Source organism: Kineococcus sp. AC630, from assembly GCF_979255925.1.
Genome location: NZ_CEEDMJ010000010.1, coordinates 178,658 through 195,304, shown reverse-complemented (window position 1 = coordinate 195,304; position 16,647 = coordinate 178,658). Strand labels below are relative to the sequence as shown.

Sequence of the window (16,647 nt, the reverse complement as noted above, 5' to 3'; positions counted from 1 at the left end):
GCGAGCTTGACCCACACGTCGTCCGCTCCGGCCCCGACGACCCCGGCCCCCGTCACGACCGCTCCCGTCACGCCGGTGTCGAAGCCCACCACCACGACCCTCGCCCCGATCGCCGACACGTACGCCAACGAGGGTGCCCCCGGGACCGAGTACGGCAGCGACCCGCTGCTGGTCTCGCGCCCCGGTGCCCGCGCCTACCTGCGCTTCGACCTGCCGGCCGCCCCGGCCGGCAAGAAGCTCACCGGAGCCACCCTGCGCGTGCACACCGCCTCCGACCCGTTGTCGGCCTCGGCCAACGCCCACCAGGTCCGCCTCGCCTCCAACAGCTGGAAGGAGCAGAGCATGAACTGGAACAACAAGGTGCCCGCCTCCGGGGCCCTGCTCGGCCAGGTCGCGGCCGGCGCGAAGGTGAACTCCGCCTACGACGTCGCGTTGGACGTCGCGCCGCTGACCCCCGTCCTCGGCAAGACCCAGAGCCTGGCCGTCGACGCCCTGGGCGGCGACAGCCTGTGGCTGTGGTCGAGCGAGAACAAGGACGCGAACCTGCGCCCGCAGCTGGTCCTCACCTGGAGCTGACGCCCGGCGGCTCCTGACGCACGATCCCGACGGTCGGGCTGGTTCCTACAACCAGCCCGACCGTTTGAACACCCGGAACAGACCGAAGCAGACGGCCACCATGAACAGCACGCAGCCGGGGTAGCCGTAGCGCCAGGAGAGCTCCGGCATGTGCTGGAAGTTCATGCCGTACACACCGGCCACCAACGTCGGGACCGCGGCGATGGCCGCCCACGCCGAGATCTTGCGCATGTCGTCGTTCTGGCGCACCGAGACCTGCGCGAGGTGGGCGTTGAGGATGTCGGTGAGCAGACGGTCGTAGCTCTCCACGTGCTCGACGGTCCGGGTCAGGTTGTCCAGCACGTCGCGCAGGACGAACCGCGCCTGCTGGTCGAGCACGTGGTGCCCGGTCTCGGGCTCGTGGTCGGGCTCGTGGTCGTCGCTGACCAGGGCCTTGAGCGGGGCGACGAGGGGCACCGCAGCGCGGCGGACCTCGAGGACCTCCCGTTTGAGGGAGTAGATCCGCTGGGCGTCGGAGGAACGGTCGGGGGAGAAGACCTGCTCCTCCATCTGCTCGACGTCGCGTTCGAGCTCGTCGTCGATGCGGGTGTACTCGCCGACGACGTGTTCCATCACGGCGTGCATGACGGCCTTGGGACCGAGCTTCAGCCGGTGCGGATCCCGCCGCACGGTGTCCCGGACGTCGTAGGCCGGCCCGGTGTCGCCGCGGCGGACGGTGACGACGAAGCGCTCCGCGACGAACATCATGAGTTCGCTGGTCTCGACGCTGGAGGTCTCGTCGAAGTAGGAGAGGACCTTCAGGACCACGAAGACCGTGTCCCCGTACCGCTCGACCTTCGGGCGCTGGTGCCCGGTCACGGCGTCCTCGACGGCGAGGCGGTGCAGGTGCAGCTCCCTGCCGACCTCTGACAGCTCCTCCGCGGTGGGGTCCTGGAGCACGACCCAGAGGAATCCGTCGTCGGTGTCCCGACAGGAGTCCAGGCCGGCGGTGAGGCCGTCCACCTCCGAGCGCTTGCCGTCCTGGTAGGTGGCCACGTCCACGATCACGAGCACATCGTGCCCCCGTCACGGTCTTCCGGCTCGACCAACAGCTTGGGAAATTCAGTTACCGGAGCCAATCCGTACGCTTTACCAACCCGCGCCGCCGTGAATACCGCACACGATGAAGCCCATAAGCTGGGGGGGTGCCGACCCTCCTGCTCGTCCGCCACGGCCGCAGCACCGCCAACACCGCCGGCGTCCTCGCCGGGTGGACCCCCGACGTGCACCTCGACGACGTCGGCCGGGGACAGGCGCAGGCGCTGGCGCGACGGTTGGCCCCGGTCACAGTGGCCTCCTTCGTCGTCTCACCGCTGGAACGCTGCCAGGAGACCGCCGGCGAGCTCCGCTCCCTCGACGGGCCGTCCGGCCCGCGGCCCGACGTGCTCACCGAGGACCGGCTGGGGGAGTGCAAGTACGGCGACTGGACCGGGAAGGCGATCAAGGACCTGGCCAAGGAGCCGTTGTGGCGCACGGTGCAGTCGCACCCCTCCGCCGCGGTGTTCCCCGGTCCCGAGGGCGAGGGACTCGCGACGATGCAGCACCGGGCCGTGGCGGCGATCCGTGAACACGACGCCCGTGTCGCGGCCGAGCACGGTGACGACGCGGTCTGGGTCGCGGTGACGCACGGGGACGTCATCAAGGCGATCCTCGCCGACGCCCTCGGCATGCACCTCGACCTCTTCCAGCGGATCTCCGCCGACCCGTGCTCGGTGTCGGTCATCCGCTACGCACCGCTGCGACCGTTCGTGATCCGCGTGAACGACTCCGGCGGCGACCTGGCCGGTTTCGCCCCGGCCAAGAAGCGCACCCGACGTGCGGGCAAGCGGGCCGAGGCGTCCTCGGACGCGGTCGTCGGTGGTAGCACCGGCGCGGCGTAGGGTCGCCACCATGCCCGTGTACGAGTACGACCCGCCCGAACGCTTCGTGGCGGGCACCGTCGGCGAGCCCGGGGCTCGGACGTTCTTCCTGCAGGCCCGGGGCGGGAAGCGCCTCACGTCGGTCTCGCTGGAGAAGACGCAGGTGTCCGCCCTGGCCGAACGTGTCGGCGAACTCCTCGACGAGATCGTGCGCCGTTCCGGCGGTCAGGCTCCCGTTCCCGCGATGCCCGCCGCGGGGTCGGAGGACACCGCGCCGCTCGACGTCCCCATCGACGAGGAGTTCCGGGTCGGCACGATGAGCCTGGCCTGGGACGGCGAACGCGACGTCGTGGTCATCGAGTGCTTCGAGGCGTCGGAGGAGGACGTGGACCCGGAGGTCCCGGACCTGACCCCGGACCGGAACCTGCTGCGGGTCTCGCTGGACGGGACGACGGCACGGGCCTTCGCCAGCCGTGCCCTGGCCCTCGTCGCGGCCGGTCGTCCGCCGTGCCCGTTCTGCGCGGGTCCGCTGGATCCCGTCGGGCACATCTGCCCGCGCGCGAACGGGTACCGACGCTGAACGGGACGTTCGCGGGCGTCGCCGAGCAGGACGCCCTGGCCCGGCTGGTGGCGGGGGAGATCGAGGTGCGCGGCCGGCTCGTGGACGCCTCGAACGCGACGCTCTACGCCGTCGTCGACGGTGCCGACGGCGAACTCGCGTGCGTCTACAAGCCGGTCGCGGGGGAACGCCCGCTGTGGGACTTCCCCGACGAGACGCTGGCGCGACGTGAGGTCGCGTCGTACGCGGTGTCCACGGTGACGGGCTGGAACGTGGTGCCGCCCACCGTGTTCCGCGACGGGCCGCTCGGTCCGGGGTCCGTCCAGCTCTGGTTGCAGCAGGACGGCGCGGACCCCGCCGACCCCGACGAGGTGGTGCTGCCGTCGGCCGGGGCGGGCCTCATCGACATCGTCGCGCCGCGCCGGGTGGCGGACGGCTGGCACACCGTGCTGCAGGCCGAGGACGGTGCGGGTCGGCCGGTGGCCCTCGTCCACGCCGACGATCTGCGGTTGCGGCACATCGCCGTCCTGGACGTCGTGCTCAACAACGCCGACCGCAAGGGCGGGCACGTGCTGCCCGGCTGGTCGGGGGCCGTCCACGGGGTGGACCACGGTCTGACGTTCCACGAGGAACCCAAACTGCGGACCGTCCTCTGGGGGTTCGGCGGGAGCCACCTGCTGGCCGAGGAGCGCGAGGTCCTCGCCGGCCTGCTGGCCGACCTGAACGGCTCCCTCGGAGCGCTGCTGGGTGAGCTCCTGAGCGTCGAAGAGGTCGTCGCGACCCTCGAGCGCACCGAGCAGTTGCTGCAGGCGGACCGGTTGCCCCGGGCGCGGGGCCACCGCACGATCCCGTGGCCGCCGTTCTGAGCGTTCCCCGGGCCAGGTAGGTTCGGGTCGTGCGTTCCTGGCCCGTCCCCGAAGTCCCGACCCTCCCCGGTCGGGGCCCCCGCGTCCTCCTGCACGACACCTCGAGCGGGGGACTCGTGCCCGTCGGCCCGGAGTCGGGGACGGCGACGCTCTACGTCTGCGGCATCACGCCCTACGACGCGACGCACCTGGGGCACGCCAACACCTACGTGGCCTTCGACCTGCTGGGCCGGGCCTGGCGGGACGCGGGCCTGCAGGTCCGCTACGTGCAGAACGTGACCGACGTCGACGACCCGCTGCTCGAACGGGCCGAGGCGACGGGCGTCGACTGGCGCGACCTGGCCCGGTCCCAGATCGAGTTGTTCCGCGGGGACATGACGGCCCTGTCGGTCGTCCCGCCGCAGGAGTACCTCGGTGTCGTGGAGGCCGTCGACCTGGTCTCCGCCGCGGTGCGCGACCTCCTCGACGCCGGCGCGGCCTACCGGGTGGCGGGCGTGGACGGCGGCCCCGACGGCGACGTGTACTTCCCGGTGGACTCCGACGTGGCGTTCGGCACCGTCGGGGGTTACGACCTCGAGACCATGCTGGAACTCTCCGCCGAACGGGGCGGCGACCCGCAGCGTCCGGGCAAGCGGAACGCGCTGGACCCGTTGCTCTGGCGCGTCGAACGTCCCGGTGAACCCGCCTGGGACGGGGGTGTCCTCGGACGCGGCCGTCCCGGCTGGCACATCGAGTGCACCGCGATCGCCCTGCAGCACCTGGGGATGCCGATCGACGTCCAGGGTGGAGGCAGCGACCTGGTCTTCCCGCACCACGAGATGGGCGCGGCCCACGCGCACCTGCTGCGGCCGGAGTCGCGTCCCTTCGCCCGCGCGTACGCGCACTCGGGGATGGTGGCCCTCGACGGCGAGAAGATGAGCAAGTCCAAGGGGAACCTGGTGCTCGTCTCGAAGCTCGTCGCCGCGGGGGTACCGGCGGCGGTCGTGCGGTTGGCCATCGTCGCCCACCACTGGCGCGCCGAGTGGGAGTGGACCGACGAGGTCCTGGCCGAGGCCCGGGCGCGGTACGCCCGCTGGAACTCCGCGGTCTCCGCGGCGAGCGGACCCGCGGCCGAGGAACTCCTCGCCACGGTCCGTGCGCGCCTGGCCGACGACCTCGACGCGCCGGGCGCGGTCGCGACGGTCGACGCGTGGGTCGAGGCCGCGACGGCGGAGCCGGGTGACGACGCCGCGGCGCCGGACCTGGTGCGTCGCACCGTCTCCGCCCTGCTCGGTGTCGTCCTGCCCTGACGTCGGGGCTCAGTCGACGCTGGTGCCGTCCTGCGCGTCCTCCAGGACGCGCAGCGCGTTGGCGCTGGTGAGACCGGCGAGTTCCGCGGCGGACCAGCCGCGGACGGCCAGTTCCCGCAGCAGGTTCGGGTAGCCGGAGACGTCCTCGAGGCCGACGGGCAGTTCGTCGGTGCCGTCGTAGTCGCCGCCGAGGCCGACGTGCGCGGCGCCCATGACGTCACGGGCGTGGTCGACGTGGTCCGCCACGTCGGCCACGGTCGCCCGCGGACGGGGGTGGCGCTCCAGCCAGGAGGCGAAGTCCGCCACGGGTTCCTGCGCACCGACGGGGTCGTAGGGGGCGCCGCTCAGGCCGAGGCGTGCCTGTTCGGCGGCGGCTGCGGCGCGGTGCTCGGCGCAGGACGCGTTCACGAACGGGGGGACGAACGTGACCATGAGGACGCCACCGTTGTCCCGCAACCGTTCCAGGACGGCGTCGGGGGCGTTGCGCGGGACGTCGGTGACGGCCCGGGTGGAGGAGTGCGAGAAGATCGCCGGGCGGGTGGTGACGTCCAGAGCGTCGTGCATGGTCCGTTCGTGCACGTGGGAGAGGTCGACGAGGACCCCGGTGCGGTTCATCTCGCGCACGACGTCCCGGCCGAAGTGCGTGAGGCCGAAGTCGACCGGTTCTCCCGTGGCGGAGGCCGCCCACGCGGTGTTGTCGTTGTGCGTCAGCGTCAGGTAGGCGAGCCCGGCCCGGCGCAGTTCGCGCAGAACCCCGAGGGAACCGGCGATGCTCTGCCCGCCTTCGGCGCCGATCAACGAGGCGATGCGTCCCGCGGAGATCGCGGTGCGCACGTCGGCGGCGGTCGGGGTCCACGCGAAGACGTCGGGGTGGGTGGTCACCGTGCGCCGCACGACGTCGATCTGCTCGAAGGTCGCCGTCACCGCGGCGGGGTGGTCCCAGTCCGAGGGGACGAACACCGACCAGAACTGCGCGCCGAGCCCGCCGGCGCGCATCCGGGGGATGTCGGTGTGCAGGGCCTCCCGGCCCGCCGCGAGTCCCGCGGCGGCGGGGTCGGAGCCGAACTCCTCGCGGATCCGCCAGGGCAGGTCGTTGTGGCCGTCGAGGACGGGGTGCGTGCGCAGCAGTTCCGGCAGGTCGATCACCCGGTCGAACCTACCCGCGGGATCACTGCCGCTGTTGCTGGATCTGGGCCTGGATGACCCCGGAGAGGTGCTGCAGCTGGTTCGGACCGAGCTGACGCACCTCGGCCTCGAGTCGGCGCACGACCTGCGGGTCCTCGAGCATCCGCTCGGAACTCTGCAGCAGGACCGTCCCGGAGCCGGTGAAGTCGTACTGGCGTTCTTCGCCCGACCGCGTCCCGAACAGCGCTCCCCGTGCGGCGCCGAGGAAGTGCCCCATCCAGCCGGCGTCGAAGTGCTGCGAGGGGGCGGGGCAGTCGGCCCACCCCACGAGGGCCTCGGGATCCACCCGGACGGGCGGTTCCACGAAGATGACCGGGCCCGAGGAACTGGCCAGGAACTTCCCCGTCCCCAGCAGGGTGAGGAACCCGGGGATGATGGACTCCTTGAGTTCCAGCCCGGCGTCGAAGGCGAGCAGGTTCGCGGCGCGGACGGTGAGGTTCCCGTCGTCGAGGTCGTAGGAGTTGATGTCGTACCCGCGGTCGCCCAGGATCACGTGTCCCTGACCGTTGGCGACGACCCAGTCCCGGCTGTAGAGGGGGGAGGAGAAGTGGCTGGCGACCATGGCCGTCATCGACGTCGCGGTCAGCGGTTCGAAGCGGATCGTCCCGCCGCCCACGGGGTAGTAGGCGATCATCGTTCCGGTCTGCATGAACAGTGGACCGGTGAGCTTCACGCAGTAGGCGTAGGGGTTGTCCGGGAGGTTGTCGTGGTCCGGCAGCGTCTGCGGGTCCAGCGGGGTCGGGTTCACAGCTTCTCCTCGCTCGCCTGGACGTAGACGGTTCCTTCGCCGGACACCTTGAGTTGCACGCCCTCACCCGATCCACGGCCGACGGCGTCGCGCCAGGACACCGCCGTCGCGACGTCGAGGCGGAGGTTGCCGACGTGGGCGACGTAGGCCTGCGGGTCGACGACGACCTGTCGGTTGCCGCCCACCTGCAGCGCGAACGTCCCGCCGTGGGAGAGGACGGCCACGGAACCCCGGCCGGAGAGCTGCGTCGTGAACAGCCCCTGGCCCGTCACCGCCCCGCGGACGGCACCGCGCAGGCCGCCCTGCTGGCCGAGGAACACGACCGAGCTCGACATGCCGGCGTCGTGGGCGAGCAACCGGTCCGCCTCGACGGACATCGCCTGCGACCCGTCGAGGTCGACGACCGTGACGTGGTGGCCGTGGTAGCCGTAGTGGACGGAACCGTTGCCCTCGGCCACCATCAGCGGGACGGCCTCGCCCTGCATGCCGCGGGCGAGCGCCGAGGCGATCCCACCGCCGTAGGCGCCGCCGCCGGGCCCGCCGACGACGGGGGAGAAGGCGATGGTGCCGGTGGTGGCGAGCATGGCGCCGCGGCGGGCGAGGACCTCCTGGCCGGGGCGGACCTCGGCGAGGACGACCTTGGAGGTGACCTTGGTGAAGCCCATCAGCGCTCCTCGGGCTGGATGTAGACGATGCCCTGGCCTTCGAAGCGCAGGGAGAACGCTTCTCCGGAGCTCTCGCCGATGAGGTTGCGCCAGGAGACGTCGGTGACGAAGGACTGGGTGACGTTGCCGACCGCGCCGATGTAGGCGTCGGGGTCGACGACGAGGGGGAACTGGGGGCTGACGCGCAGCGCGATCGGTGGGCCGCCGAGGGAGAGCAGGGCGGCTTGGCCGTGCCCGGTGACGGTGGTGGTGAAGAGGCCCTGGCCGCTGGAGGCGCCTTGGAGGCCGGTGAAGGTGACGTCGGTCTTGAGGCCGTCGGAGAGGCAGAGGAGGCCTTCGGACTCGGCTTTGAGGGTGTCGCCGGCGAGGTCGAGGAGGAGGAGGTAGCCGGCGTTCACGGCGAAGTGGACGGTGCCGCGGCCGGTGACCTCCATGAGGGAGAGGTGTTCGCCGGTGACGCGTTGCTTGAGGGCGGCGCGGAGTCCGCCGCCGCCGCCCATGCCGGCGTTCTTGAACTGGACGTCGCCTTCGTAGGCGACCATCGAGCCGGTCTGGGCGCGCACGGCGCTGCCCTTGGACCCGTCGAGGTCGACCACGAGGACACGTGGTGTTTCCAGCCGCCAGGACACGGGGCCTCCTCGGTCGTCGTCGTCGTGCCGTCAGCCCATCATGACGTGATCTTCCCGTCCAGGGCGAGAACGCCGCAGGGGCGACCACGTCGTCGTGGTCGCCCCTGCGGTGGTGGTCTCAGAACTGGCCGGGCTGGCCGTACTGGCTCGGTCCGCCGAACTGCGGGGGCTGGCCGGGGAACTCCCCGTACCCGCCACCGATCCCCTTGGGGTTGGGGCCGTGCTGGTTCTGGCCGGGCTGGCTGTCCTTGCACGCCCAGACGACGAGGATGACGAGGAAGACGATGTTGGCGAGCGGGATGAGCAGGGTGAGATACCACGCCCCGGACCGGCCGATGTCGTGCAGGCGGCGCCAGGACACGGCGAGACCGGGGACGAGCAGGGCGAGGCCGGTGATGGTCTGGACGACGCCGCCGCTCTCGCCGTACTGGGTGGCGAACCCGGTGCCGAGGACCCGGTCCAGGACGGAGGCCACGATGCTCACCAGGAAGGTGAACAGGGTCCAGAACCAGAACTCCGACCGCCGGGCCCGGCCCGAAAAGCGGGCGTAGTTCAAGAAGCCGTGCTTGACGGCATCGACCATGTTCACTTCGTCGTCCCCTCTGCGACGCCCGGGAGGTCCGTGGCGCACGGTCCCATCATGGCGTGATCATGGGATTGGCGGGGGAAGGTCACAGGCGTGTCACCCGGTCAGCCCCGCCGCGGTGGGTCGTCGCGTCGGCGGAGGTAGCGCTCGAACTCACGGGCGATGGCTTCGCCGGAGGCTTCGGGGAGGTCGGCGGTGTCCTTGGCCTCTTCGAGCTGCTGGACGTACTCGGCGATCTCGCTGTCCTCGGCGGCGAGTTCGTCGACGCCGCGTTCCCAGGCTCGGGAGTCCTCGACGAGGTCGCCGAGGGGGACGGCGAGGTCGAGGAGTTCTTCGACGCGTCGCAGCAGGGCGAGGGTGCCCTTGGGCGAGGGCGGCTGCCCCACGTAGTGGGGGACGGCGGCCCAGAGGGAGATGGAGGGGATGCCGGCGGTGGCGACGGCGTCCTGGACGACGCCGACGATGCCGGTGGGGCCTTCGTAGCGGGCGGGTTCGATGTCGAGCTTCTCGACGAGGTCGGGGTCTTCGCTGCTGGAGGTGACGGGCAGCGGGCGGGTGTGGGGCACGTCGGCGAGGAGCGCGCCGAGGGTGACGACGAGGGAGGCGCCGTGGGCCTGGGCCTGCTCGACGACCTCGCGGGCGTAGGTCTTCCAGCGCATCGACGGTTCGATGCCGCGGACGAGGAGGACGTCGCGGGGGGCGTCGGGCAGCAGGGCGTAGGAGACGCGGGTGGTGGGCCAGGTGAGCTGGCGGCGGCCGTTCTCGTCGTAGTGGACGGTCGGCCGGTTGACCTGGAAGTCGTGGTAGAGCTCGGTGTCGAACTCCATGACGTCGACGGCGTTCCACACCTCGTGCAGGTGGGCGACGGCTTCGCTGGCGGCCTCGCCGGCGTCGTTCCACCCCTCGAAGGCCGCGATCACGACGGGATCGCGCAGGACCACACGCTGCTCTGGCACGGGTCAACCCTAGACTCCGGTACCGATGGAGCCCGACATGACGACACCCGCGCCCGTTCCCGCCGCTGTCCTGTGGGACATGGACGGGACCCTCGTGGACACCGAACCGCACTGGATCGCGGCCGAGACGGCGCTGGTGGGTCGGTACGGCGCGACCTGGACGCACGAGCAGGCGTTGCAGCTGGTGGGGAGTGCGCTGCCCGATTCGGGGCGTGTCCTGGCCGAGCACGTCGAGCGCGCGACGGGGGTCCGGCTGGATCCGGTCGCGGTCGTGGACGAGCTGATCGAGGCGGTCATCGCGCAGGTGAGCGCCGCGGTGGTGTGGCGGCCGGGCGCGGTGGAGCTGCTGGGTTCGCTGTCGGCGGCGGGGGTTCCGTGCGCGTTGGTGACGATGTCGTACCGGAGCCTGGCCGAGACGGTGGCGCGGATGGTGCCGGGTGCGTTCGCGGTCGTCGTGGCGGGTGACGAGGTGGCGCGGGGCAAACCGGCGCCGGACCCGTACCTGCGGGCGGCGGAGCTGCTGGGGGTCGCGCCGGGGGATTGCGTGGCCATCGAGGACTCCCCGACGGGGGTCGCGTCGGGTGAGGCGGCCGGGGCGCACGTGCTGGCGTGCCCGCACATGGTGCCGATCCCCGCGGCGGCGGGGCGGAGCCGGGTGGCGTCGCTGGCCGAGGTGGACGTCGCGGCGCTGGGGGCGATCGCTGCGGGGCGGGTCCTCGACACCCTGTAGCCCCGTCGAGGGGGACGACCGATGAGTTCCCGCGGCGCGGCGGGTCGCAGTGGCATGAGCGACCTCACCACGGACCGCGGCGACCTCGTCACCTTCGACCGGTACGGGAGCGGGCCGGCGATCGTCTTCGTCGCCGGTGCCGGGCCCTACCGCGCCATGGACCCGCAGACGACCGCGACCGCCCGGGGCCTGGCGGAGGCGGGGTTCACCACCGTCGTGCACGACCGGGTCGGGCGGGGTGAGAGTCCCGCGGTCGGTGACGTCACCCTGGACCGTGAACTCGCCGCCGTCGCCGCCCTGGTCGCGGAGGTCGGTGGTCACGCCGTCCTGGTCGGGCACTCCTCCGGCTGTTCGATCGCGTTGGCGGCCGCTGCGCGGGGCGTGCCCGTGGACGGGCTGGTCCTGTGGGAGGCGCCGCTGGACGAGCAGGAGGACCTGGCGAAGGTGCAGGGCTGGCACGACGACGTCAGCCGTCTCCTCGACGCGGGGGAGCTCGCCGCGGCTGCGGCGGAGTACGTGCGGGACATGCCGGCGGAGTTCCGCGCCGGCCTCGAGCAGATGCCGTTCTACCCGCAGTTCGTCGCCCAGGCCCCCGCCTACCGCGCCGACGGTGAGTCGCTGGTGTGGGCCGCAAGCGGGAACCTCGGCGAGCTCCTGGGAAGGGAACTGCCGGTACTGGCCGTGGTCGGAGAGCAGACGTTCCCCGTGATGACCCGGGCCGCGGAACGGATCGTGCGCGAGGTGCCGGGTGCGGTGTCGGAGGAACTGGCCGGTGCCTGGCACAGCTGGGACGTCCCTGCGGCGGTCGAGCGGTTCGGGCGGTTCACCCGCGACCTGTGACGGCGGTGCTCGCCCGACCGGTCGGCCTACTCGTCCAGGCCCGGGACCTCGACGGGTTCGCGCACCACGGGGGTCTCCAGCGGCAGCGGCGGGGGTGTCCCGCCGAAGCTGGGGCAGATCGCCTTGTGGTCGCACCACGAGCACATCCGTCCCGGTCTCGGCCGCCAGTCGCCCGCTGCCCGGTTGCGTTCGATGGCGTCCCACAGGGCCTTCACCTTGCGCTCGGTGGCCAGCAGGTCGCCTTCGTCGGGGGCGTAGCGGAGGATCTCACCGGATCCCAGGTAGACGAGCTGCAGCAGTCGGGGGACCTCACCCCGCATGCGCCACAGGACGAGGGCGTAGAAGCGCATCTGGAACAGCGCCTTGGTCTCGAAGGCCTCGGAGGGCGCGCGGCCGGTCTTGTAGTCGACGACGCGCATCTCCCCGGTGGGGGCGACGTCGAGGCGGTCGACGATGCCGCGCAGCACCAGGCCGTTCTCGAGGTCGACCTCGACCCGCAGCTCGCAGGCCTCAGGTTCGAGGCGAGTGGGGTCCTCGAGGTCGAAGTACTTGCCGAGCAGCGTGCGGGCGCTGGCCAGCCAGCCCGTGAGCGCCTCCGCGACGGCGTCGTCGCGGTCGGCGTCGGCACCGAAGAGGGCCCGCACCCGGGGTTCGCGGTCGAGGAGTTCCTGCCACTGCGGTTCCACCATCGCGCAGGCCTGTTCCAGGGTGCGTTCGGTGGCCGGGAGGTCGTAGAGGCGCTCGAGGACGGCGTGCACGACGGTGCCGCGCACGGCGGCCTCGGTGGGGGCCTCCGGCAGCCGGTCGATCGTGCGGTAGCGGTAGAGCAACGGGCACTGCATGAAGTCGGCTGCGCGCGAGGGCGACAGCGCCCGCCGGGGTGAGTCGACCTGCTGCACGCCGGTGGTCACGATCTCACTCTAGGGCGCAGCCGGGTGGTCCCCGATCTGAGCGACGTCGCGGGGCACCTAGGATCGGCGGATGCTCGTCGACCGCTGCACCCTGAGATCGGCATCGTGAGGGGCGGCATACGTCTCGGCCGCCCGTTCGGCGTACCGCTGCTGCTGGCGCCCTCGTGGTTCCTGTTCGCGGCGCTCATCGTCGTGATCTTCGCTCCGGTCGTCCAGCGCCAGGTCGCGGGTCCGACGTCCTACGTCGTCGCCTTCGGCTACGCGGTGCTGTTGCTGATCTCGGTCCTGCTGCACGAGGTCGCGCACGCCCTGGCGGCGAAGTGGTCCGGCATGCGCGTCACCGGCATCGTCCTCAACGTGTGGGGCGGGTTCACCTCCCACGAGGGCCGCACCGGACCGGGCAGCAGCCTGGTCATCGCGGTCGTCGGTCCCATCGTCAACGCGGTCATCGCCCTGGTGGCGTGGCAGGTCGGTGGCGCCGTGCGGGACCAGCCCGACGGCGGTGGGGTCGCCGGACTGCTGCTGGGGGCCCTGACGTTGTCGAACGCGCTGCTGGCCGTCTTCAACCTGCTGCCCGGGCTCCCGCTGGACGGTGGGCACGCGCTGGAGGCCGTCGTCTGGAAGGTCCGCGGCGACCGGCTCGCGGGGACCGTCGTCGCCGGCTGGGTCGGGCGGGTCCTCGCGGTGGTCGTCTTCGTGGGGGCGCTCTTCGGCCCGCGGCTGCTGGGCTTCGGCACGTCCATCACCGACGTCGTCTGGGCGGGCCTCGTCGGTTCGCTGCTGTGGCAGGGGGCCTCGGGTGCCCTGAAGTACGCGACCCAGCAGCGTCGGGTGCCGGCGCTGAGCGCGCGGGTGCTGCAGCGCCCGGCGATCGGGGTGAACGCCCGGGCCACCGTCGAGGAGGTCGTGCGCTCGGCCCGCGCCGCGATCGACGCCGGTGCGACGGCGGGGACGCAGCGCGACCTCGAGGTCGTCCTCGTCACCGACGACGGCGTACCCGTGGCCGTCGTCGACACCACGGCGCTGCGCTCGGTGCCCGCCGAACGTCGCACCTCGCTGGGCGCCGGGGCGACCGCCCGGGCCCTGCCGCCGCGCGCGTGGCTGGCCGAGGACCTCGCCGGCGAGGACCTGCTCGACGCCGTCCAGGTCCGTCCCGGTGAGCACGTCATCATCGACGGTCAGGGCCGGGTGCGCGGTCTGCTGCACACCTCCGACGTCATCCAGGCCGTCACGGCCCGCTGATCCACCTCCCCGAACGCCCCCGCTGGAAGGACCTCCTGTGAACACCCCCGCCCCGCCGCCGACCGGCGCGCACACGCGTCGCGGACCTCTGCGCGAGGGGGAGCGCGTGCAGCTCACCGACCCCCGCGGCCGGATGCACACCATCACCCTCACCGCGGGCAAGGAGTTCCACACCCACCGCGGCAAGTTCCTGCACGACGACCTCATCGGCCGTCCCGACGGGACGACCATCGTGAACACCGCGAGCATCCAGTACCTGGTGATGCGGCCGCTGCTGCCGGACTTCGTCCTCTCGATGCCCCGCGGTGCTGCGGTCGTCTACCCCAAGGACGCGGGGCAGATCGTGGCGATGGCCGACATCTTCCCCGGCGCGGTCGTCATCGAGGCCGGTGTGGGGTCCGGTGCGCTGACGATGTCGCTGCTGCGGGCCGTCGGCGACGGCGGTCAGGTGCACTCCTTCGAACGACGCCAGGACTTCGCCGACGTCGCGACGGGGAACGTGGAGACGTTCTTCGGCGGCGGCCACCCCGCGTGGACGCTGCGCGTGGGTGACCTGGTGGAGACCCTGCCGGGGGTGGGGCTGCAGGCCGACCGCGCCGTCCTGGACATGCTCGCGCCCTGGGAGTGCCTGGACGCGGTCGCCGATGCGATGGCGCCCGGCGGGGTGCTGATCTGCTACGTCGCGACGGCCACGCAGCTCTCCCGCGTCGCCGAGGCGGCCCGCGACTCCGGCCGCTGGACGGAACCCGAGGCGTGGGAGTCGATGGTGCGCGGCTGGCACCTCGAGGGTCTGGCCGTGCGTCCGCAGCACCGGATGATCGGGCACACCGGTTTCCTCATCACCACCCGCCGCCTCGCCGACGGGGTGAAACCGCCGCTGCGCAAGCGCCGTCCCGCGCCGGGGGCCTACCCCACCCCTCCCGTGGCGACGGAGGCCCCCGACGACCTCGCGGTCGAACCGGGCGACCAGGTCGAGGCGAACGAGGAGGACGGCACCGAGTACGGCGACCGTCCCGTCTCCGACCGCAAGGTGCGCAAGGCGGCCCGTGAGGCCGCCCGGGGCGCCGAGGCCTCCGCGGCCGCCCAGGAGCCGACCGAGGAGTGAGCTCAGCCGGCGGGCGTCAGAGCACCCACTGCCGGGGCGGGTTCGTGACCCCCGGCACCTGACGCTCGCCGGGGGCCGGAGCGGCCCACCGCACCCCGTTGGCCAGCACCTGCTGGATCTCGGGCTGCTGGTAGACGGGGTACTCCTGGTCACCGGGGCTGAAGTAGAAGATGCGCCCGCGACCGCGGGTGAAGGTCACCCCGGAGCGGAACACCTCGCCCCCGGCGAACGAGCTGATGAACAGCAGGTCGTCGGGGTCGGGGATGTCGAAGAGTTCCCCGTACATCTCCTGCTTCGGGATGACGATGGGGCTGGGGATCCCCTGCGCGATGGGGTGGGACGGTTTCACGTTCCAGACGAGCTCCTGCTCGCCCTCGTTCCGCCAGGCCAGCGAGCACGTGGTGCCGAGCAGGTTCCGGAAGATCTTCGAGAAGTGCGCGGAGTGCAGGGCGAGGAGCCCCATGCCCCCCAGCACGTGCGCCTTGACGCGTTCGACGACGGCGTCGTCGACCTGGTCGTGGGCGACGTGGCCCCACCAGAGGACGACGTCGGTGCTCGCGAGGACCTCCTCGCTGAGACCGTGCTCGGGGTCCGCCAGCGTCGCGGTGGAGACCTCGGCGTCGGGCAGCAGTCGCCGCAGCCCGGCGGCGATGGCGCCGTGGATGCCGTCGGGGTAGTACTCGCCGATGTCCGGCGGGTTCTGGTTGCGTTCGTGGACGCCTTCGTTCCAGACCAGCACCTTCACGCGAGGGTCCCCCCGATCTGTTCCACGGCTTCGACCTGCCCGGAGGAGGCGGACCGGGCGGCGGCCTCCATGAGGGCGACGCTGCCGAGGTTGGAGCGTCCCGTGACGTCTGGGGCCGCTCCGCCCTGGACGGCGGCGGCGAACTGGCGCAGACCGGCGGAGCGCCCCCACAGCGGCATGTCCGGCAGGGTCACGGGTTTCGCCGGCTTCCCGCCGAGCCCGAGGGTGACGGCGTCGTCGACCGGACCCCGGTCCCCACGACCGGCCAGCGTCACCAGGCCCTTCTCGCCCTCGAAGCTCCACTCACCGTCCCAGAAGGTCTGCTCGGCCCGCGAGACCCAGCTCCCGCGGTAGCTCGCGACCAGCCCGCCCTCGAGTTCGATGACGAGCACCGCGGAGGCCTCTTCGGCGTACTTGCTCCACGTGGGGTCGGTGACCTTGGCGTAGACGCTGACGGCTTCGCGGCCGGTCGTCATCCGCAGCAGGTCGAAGTGGTGGATCGCCATGTCGTAGATCAGCGGGTGCGGGAACTGGTAGTGGCGGTAGCTGTCGACGGGAGCGTCGTGGTCCCACCGGCGGAAGTCGACGTGCACGACGGAGAGGTCCCCGATCTCACCGTCGGCGATGAGCTTGCGCACCGTCTGCGCCCCCGGGTAGAAGCGGTAGTTCTGGCTGACCTGCAGGACCAGGCCGAGTTCCTCCGCCCGCTCGACGGCCGTCCGGGCCTCGGCCACGGTGCCGGCGAACGGCTTCTCCACCAGGACGTGGAGGCCGGCGTCCAGGGCCTCCAGCGTGACCGGGACGTGGAAGTCCATCGGCGCGGTGACGAGGGCACCGTCGGCCTGGACGTTCTCCGCGGCCTCGGTCACCGACGAGAAGCACATCTCGTCGGGCAGGCCCAGCGTCTTCTGCGCCGCGCGCAGGGTCGGTTCGTGGGCGTCGACGATGGCGACGCGGTCGACCTCGGGGACCGGCGGTATCGCCCGCCGTTCCCAGTCGCCTCCCCACCCGCCCAGCCCGACGTGGATGATCCTGGTTCGCTTCGTCTCGTCGCCGTCGACCACGTCCGGAAAACTACACCAGGGCCTCCACCCCGGCCGAGAGGGCGCGGTCCAGG

19 protein-coding genes are annotated in these 16,647 nt (G+C 72.1%); 9 read left to right on the top strand and 10 right to left on the bottom strand.

All coding sequences use genetic code 11. The features are described 5' to 3' along the window. The first annotated feature begins 75 nt into the window (after positions 1–75). A complete protein-coding gene (locus AC0I8G_RS12880; protein WP_471730266.1) occupies positions 76–576 on the top strand; it encodes a CBM96 family carbohydrate-binding protein in 501 nt (166 codons plus the stop codon). A 45-nt stretch (positions 577–621) separates the two neighbouring features. Here the strand turns inward: AC0I8G_RS12880 and corA are convergent, their stop codons facing one another. Then, positions 622–1,623 carry a magnesium/cobalt transporter CorA gene (corA, locus tag AC0I8G_RS12875; protein ID WP_471730265.1) on the bottom strand — a complete coding sequence of 334 codons (1,002 nt, stop codon included), beginning with the start codon at positions 1,621–1,623 and terminating at the stop codon, positions 622–624. Positions 1,624–1,760: 137 nt separating this feature from the next. Here corA and AC0I8G_RS12870 point away from each other — a divergent pair, with 137 nt between their 5' ends. Genes AC0I8G_RS12870 through mshC form a run of 4 tightly spaced genes read left to right on the top strand, consistent with a single transcriptional unit; the run spans position 1,761 to position 5,188 of the window. Continuing rightward, complete coding sequence (locus AC0I8G_RS12870) at positions 1,761–2,495, top strand: histidine phosphatase family protein (protein ID WP_471730264.1); 735 nt, start codon at positions 1,761–1,763, stop codon at positions 2,493–2,495. 10 nt (positions 2,496–2,505) lie between these two features. Continuing rightward, complete coding sequence (locus tag AC0I8G_RS12865) at positions 2,506–3,054, top strand: DUF3090 domain-containing protein (protein WP_471730263.1); 549 nt, start codon at positions 2,506–2,508, stop codon at positions 3,052–3,054. Further along, positions 3,051–3,899, top strand: coding sequence for an SCO1664 family protein (locus AC0I8G_RS12860; protein ID WP_471730273.1), 849 nt, complete (start codon positions 3,051–3,053; stop codon positions 3,897–3,899). The genes AC0I8G_RS12865 and AC0I8G_RS12860 overlap by 4 nt, the downstream gene beginning before the upstream one ends. A gap of 29 nt (positions 3,900–3,928) precedes the next feature. Beyond that, on the top strand, positions 3,929–5,188 hold the full coding sequence (gene mshC / locus AC0I8G_RS12855) for a cysteine--1-D-myo-inosityl 2-amino-2-deoxy-alpha-D-glucopyranoside ligase (RefSeq protein ID WP_471730262.1): 1,260 nt from the start codon (positions 3,929–3,931) through the stop codon (positions 5,186–5,188). 9 nt (positions 5,189–5,197) lie between these two features. Here mshC and AC0I8G_RS12850 read toward each other — a convergent pair whose 3' ends face one another. The 6 genes from AC0I8G_RS12850 to AC0I8G_RS12825 all read right to left on the bottom strand — a co-directional run bounded on the left by AC0I8G_RS12850 (position 5,198) and on the right by AC0I8G_RS12825 (position 9,957). Next, a complete protein-coding gene (locus AC0I8G_RS12850; RefSeq protein WP_471730261.1) occupies positions 5,198–6,334 on the bottom strand; it encodes a dipeptidase in 1,137 nt (378 codons plus the stop codon). Between the two features lie 22 nt (positions 6,335–6,356). Continuing rightward, positions 6,357–7,121 carry an AIM24 family protein gene (locus tag AC0I8G_RS12845; protein WP_471730260.1) on the bottom strand — a complete coding sequence of 255 codons (765 nt, stop codon included), beginning with the start codon at positions 7,119–7,121 and terminating at the stop codon, positions 6,357–6,359. Beyond that, a complete protein-coding gene (locus AC0I8G_RS12840) occupies positions 7,118–7,786 on the bottom strand; it encodes an AIM24 family protein (RefSeq protein WP_471730259.1) in 669 nt (222 codons plus the stop codon). Before AC0I8G_RS12840 ends, AC0I8G_RS12845 begins: the two co-directional genes overlap by 4 nt. Next, entirely contained in the window at positions 7,786–8,415 is a 630-nt protein-coding gene (locus AC0I8G_RS12835) for an AIM24 family protein (RefSeq protein WP_471730258.1), read from the bottom strand. Before AC0I8G_RS12835 ends, AC0I8G_RS12840 begins: the two co-directional genes overlap by 1 nt. A 118-nt stretch (positions 8,416–8,533) precedes the next feature. Next, positions 8,534–8,998, bottom strand: a complete 465-nt coding sequence (locus AC0I8G_RS12830) for a DUF805 domain-containing protein (protein WP_471730272.1) — start codon at positions 8,996–8,998, stop codon at positions 8,534–8,536. A 107-nt stretch (positions 8,999–9,105) separates the two neighbouring features. Beyond that, the gene (locus tag AC0I8G_RS12825) at positions 9,106–9,957 is read right to left on the bottom strand and encodes a PAC2 family protein (protein WP_328296081.1); all 852 of its coding nucleotides are present in this window, start codon (positions 9,955–9,957) and stop codon (positions 9,106–9,108) included. A gap of 37 nt (positions 9,958–9,994) precedes the next feature. Between AC0I8G_RS12825 and AC0I8G_RS12820 the strand changes: the two genes are divergently transcribed. Both AC0I8G_RS12820 and AC0I8G_RS12815 read left to right on the top strand, forming a co-directional pair. Continuing rightward, the gene (locus AC0I8G_RS12820; RefSeq protein WP_471730257.1) at positions 9,995–10,687 is read left to right on the top strand and encodes an HAD family hydrolase; all 693 of its coding nucleotides are present in this window, start codon (positions 9,995–9,997) and stop codon (positions 10,685–10,687) included. Between the two features lie 21 nt (positions 10,688–10,708). Further along, positions 10,709–11,527 carry an alpha/beta fold hydrolase gene (locus AC0I8G_RS12815; RefSeq protein ID WP_471730256.1) on the top strand — a complete coding sequence of 273 codons (819 nt, stop codon included), beginning with the start codon at positions 10,709–10,711 and terminating at the stop codon, positions 11,525–11,527. Between the two features lie 26 nt (positions 11,528–11,553). Here the strand turns inward: AC0I8G_RS12815 and AC0I8G_RS12810 are convergent, their stop codons facing one another. Further along, positions 11,554–12,438 (bottom strand): RecB family exonuclease, encoded by an 885-nt coding sequence (locus tag AC0I8G_RS12810; protein WP_471730255.1) that lies wholly within the window; start codon positions 12,436–12,438, stop codon positions 11,554–11,556. 105 nt (positions 12,439–12,543) lie between these two features. Between AC0I8G_RS12810 and AC0I8G_RS12805 the strand changes: the two genes are divergently transcribed. Both AC0I8G_RS12805 and AC0I8G_RS12800 read left to right on the top strand, forming a co-directional pair. Then, entirely contained in the window at positions 12,544–13,680 is a 1,137-nt protein-coding gene (locus AC0I8G_RS12805) for a site-2 protease family protein (RefSeq protein WP_471730254.1), read from the top strand. Between the two features lie 37 nt (positions 13,681–13,717). Beyond that, complete coding sequence (locus AC0I8G_RS12800; RefSeq protein WP_471730253.1) at positions 13,718–14,785, top strand: tRNA (adenine-N1)-methyltransferase; 1,068 nt, start codon at positions 13,718–13,720, stop codon at positions 14,783–14,785. Positions 14,786–14,801: 16 nt separating this feature from the next. On the opposite strand, the gene AC0I8G_RS12795 is transcribed toward AC0I8G_RS12800, so the two are convergent. Together AC0I8G_RS12795 and AC0I8G_RS12790 are read right to left on the bottom strand one after the other, a co-directional pair. After that, positions 14,802–15,530 carry a ThuA domain-containing protein gene (locus AC0I8G_RS12795; RefSeq protein WP_380256584.1) on the bottom strand — a complete coding sequence of 243 codons (729 nt, stop codon included), beginning with the start codon at positions 15,528–15,530 and terminating at the stop codon, positions 14,802–14,804. Then, positions 15,527–16,594: a Gfo/Idh/MocA family protein gene (locus tag AC0I8G_RS12790; RefSeq protein ID WP_471730252.1), complete on the bottom strand. Its 1,068-nt coding sequence runs from the start codon at positions 16,592–16,594 to the stop codon at positions 15,527–15,529. The genes AC0I8G_RS12795 and AC0I8G_RS12790 overlap by 4 nt, the downstream gene beginning before the upstream one ends. Positions 16,595–16,647 lie beyond the last annotated feature (53 nt).